Below are 2,505 nucleotides of genomic sequence, written 5' to 3'. Positions count from 1 at the left end.
GACGCTCCCCGAGAAAGGGCCCCACCGTGGCCGCCAAGCCCGTGGCCGAGCGCGCCAGGCGTCTCGTCGTGCTGGTCTCCGGATCCGGCACCAATCTGCAGGCGCTCCTCGACGAGATCGCCGCCACCGGCGCCGAGGCGTACGGAGCCGAGGTCGTGGCCGTCGGTGCCGACCGCGAGGGCATCGAGGGTCTTGCCCGCGCCGAGCGCGCCGGGCTGCCGACCTTCGTCTGCCGGGTCAAGGACCACGCGACCCGCGAGGAGTGGGACGCCGCGCTCGCCGAGGCCGTCGCCGCCCACGAGCCGGACCTCGTGGTGTCCGCCGGGTTCATGAAGATCGTGGGGAAGGAGTTCCTCGCCCGCTTCGGCGGCCGGTTCGTCAACACCCACCCCGCGCTGCTGCCCAGTTTCCCCGGAGCCCACGGTGTACGGGACGCGCTCGCGTACGGCGCCAAGGTCACCGGCTGCACCGTCCACTTCGTCGACGACGGCGTCGACACCGGGCCGATCATCGCGCAGGGCGTGGTGGAGGTCCGGGACGAGGACGACGAGAGCGCTCTGCACGAGCGCATCAAGGAAGTCGAGCGAAGGCTGCTCGTCGAGGTCGTGGGGCGGCTCGCCCGCAACGGCTATCGCATTGAGGGACGAAAGGTAGTTATCCAGTGACCGCCGAGAGCAACAAGCGGCCGATTCGCCGGGCGCTCGTCAGCGTCTACGACAAGACCGGGCTCGAGGACCTCGCGCGCGGCCTGCACGAGGCCGGCGTGGAGCTCGTCTCCACCGGGTCCACCGCCGCGAAGATCGCCGCCGCCGGCGTCCCGGTCACCAAGGTCGAGGAGCTCACCGGCTTCCCCGAGTGCCTGGACGGCCGCGTCAAGACCCTGCACCCGAAGGTCCACGCCGGCATCCTCGCCGACCTGCGCCTGGAGGACCACCGGCGGCAGCTGGCCGAGCTGGGCGTGGAGCCCTTCGACCTGGTCGTCGTGAACCTCTACCCGTTCGAGCAGACCGTCGCCTCCGGCGCCTCGCCCGACGAGTGCGTCGAGCAGATCGACATCGGCGGCCCCTCCATGGTCCGCGCCGCGGCCAAGAACCACCCGTCCGTCGCCGTGGTCACCAGCCCGGACCGGTACGAGGACGTGCTCGCCGCCGTCCGCGACGGCGGCTTCGACCTCGCGGCCCGCAAGCGCCTCGCCGCCGAGGCGTTCCGCCACACCGCCGAGTACGACGTGGCGGTCGCCGGCTGGTTCGCGGGCGAGTACGCCGGTGACGGCGAGGAGTTCCCGGACTTCATCGGCGTGACGTACCGGCGCAGGCAGGTGCTGCGCTACGGCGAGAACCCGCACCAGCCCGCCGCCCTCTACACCGGTGGCTGCGGCGGCCTGGCCGGGGCGGAGCAGCTGCACGGCAAGGAGATGTCGTACAACAACTACGTCGACACGGACGCCGCCCGCCGTGCCGCGTACGACCACGACGAGCCGTGCGTCGCGATCATCAAGCACGCCAACCCGTGCGGCATCGCGGTCGGCGCGGACGTCGCCGAGGCGCACCGCAAGGCGCACGCCTGCGACCCGCTGTCCGCGTTCGGCGGCGTGATCGCGGTCAACCGCCCGGTCAGCAAGGAGATGGCCGAGCAGGTCGCGGAGATCTTCACCGAGGTCATCGTGGCGCCGGACTACGAGGAAGGCGCCGTCGAAGCCCTCGCCAGGAAGAAGAACATCCGCGTGCTGCGCTGCCCCGAGGCCCCGCAGGCGCCCGCCGAGTTCCGCCCGATCGACGGCGGCGGCCTGGCCCAGGTCACGGACGTCTTCCAGGCCGAGGGCGACGACCCGGCGAACTGGACGCTGGCGACCGGCGAGGCGCTGAGCGAGTCCGAGCTCGCCGACCTGGCCTTCGCCTGGAAGGCGTGCCGGGCCGTGAAGTCCAACGCGATCCTGCTCGCCAAGGACGGCGCCTCCGTCGGCGTCGGCATGGGCCAGGTCAACCGGGTCGACTCCGCGAAGCTGGCCGTCGAGCGGGCCGGCGCCGAGCGCGCGGCCGGTTCCTACGCCGCCTCCGACGCGTTCTTCCCCTTCCCCGACGGCCTGGAGATCCTCACCGAGGCCGGCGTGAAGGCCGTGGTCCAGCCCGGCGGCTCGGTCCGTGACGAGCTGGTCGTCGAGGCCGCGAAGAAGGCCGGCATCACGATGTACTTCACCGGGACGCGCCACTTCTTCCACTGACGGCCACCGACGGTCCGTCCGGGTCCCCGTCCGCCCGCGCGAGCGGGCGGGGACCCCGACGAGCCCCCCTAGCCGTCCACCTCGTACCGGCCGACCTCCAGGAAGTGCCGCAGCTCCTCCGGCGTGCCGTCGATGACCTCCGCGGCCGCCGCGCGGAGCGCGTCGCTGCTGTCCGGGTCGGCGAGGATGCGGGCGATGGCGACGCGGTCGTCCTCGGCCTGGGCGAGGCGGTAGCCGGTTTCGAGGAAGGCGCGCAGGGCTTCCGGGGTGTTCGTGTCGAGGGC

2 protein-coding genes and 1 pseudogene are annotated in these 2,505 nt (G+C 72.7%); 2 read left to right on the top strand and 1 reads right to left on the bottom strand.

Annotated features, from left to right (window positions below):
- Window positions 1-26 precede the first annotated feature (26 nt).
- Together purN and purH are read left to right on the top strand one after the other, a co-directional pair.
- Window positions 27-665, top strand: a complete 639-nt coding sequence (gene purN, locus RIM90_RS28300) for a phosphoribosylglycinamide formyltransferase (RefSeq protein ID WP_309063596.1) — start codon at window positions 27-29, stop codon at window positions 663-665.
- The gene (gene purH, locus RIM90_RS28295; protein ID WP_309063594.1) at window positions 662-2,221 is read left to right on the top strand and encodes a bifunctional phosphoribosylaminoimidazolecarboxamide formyltransferase/IMP cyclohydrolase; all 1,560 of its coding nucleotides are present in this window, start codon (window positions 662-664) and stop codon (window positions 2,219-2,221) included. Before purN ends, purH begins: the two co-directional genes overlap by 4 nt.
- Window positions 2,222-2,289: 68 nt before the next feature.
- On the opposite strand, the pseudogene RIM90_RS28290 reads toward purH, so the two are convergent.
- A pseudogene (locus RIM90_RS28290) lies at window positions 2,290-2,505 on the bottom strand (ALF repeat-containing protein); the annotation flags it as partial.

This window comes from Streptomyces sp., from assembly GCF_031181555.1.
Classification (GTDB): Bacteria; Actinomycetota; Actinomycetes; order Streptomycetales; family Streptomycetaceae; genus Streptomyces; species Streptomyces fimbriatus.
The sequence above is the reverse complement of the archived record's forward strand: the minus strand, read 5'-3'. Positions and strand labels throughout refer to the sequence as shown.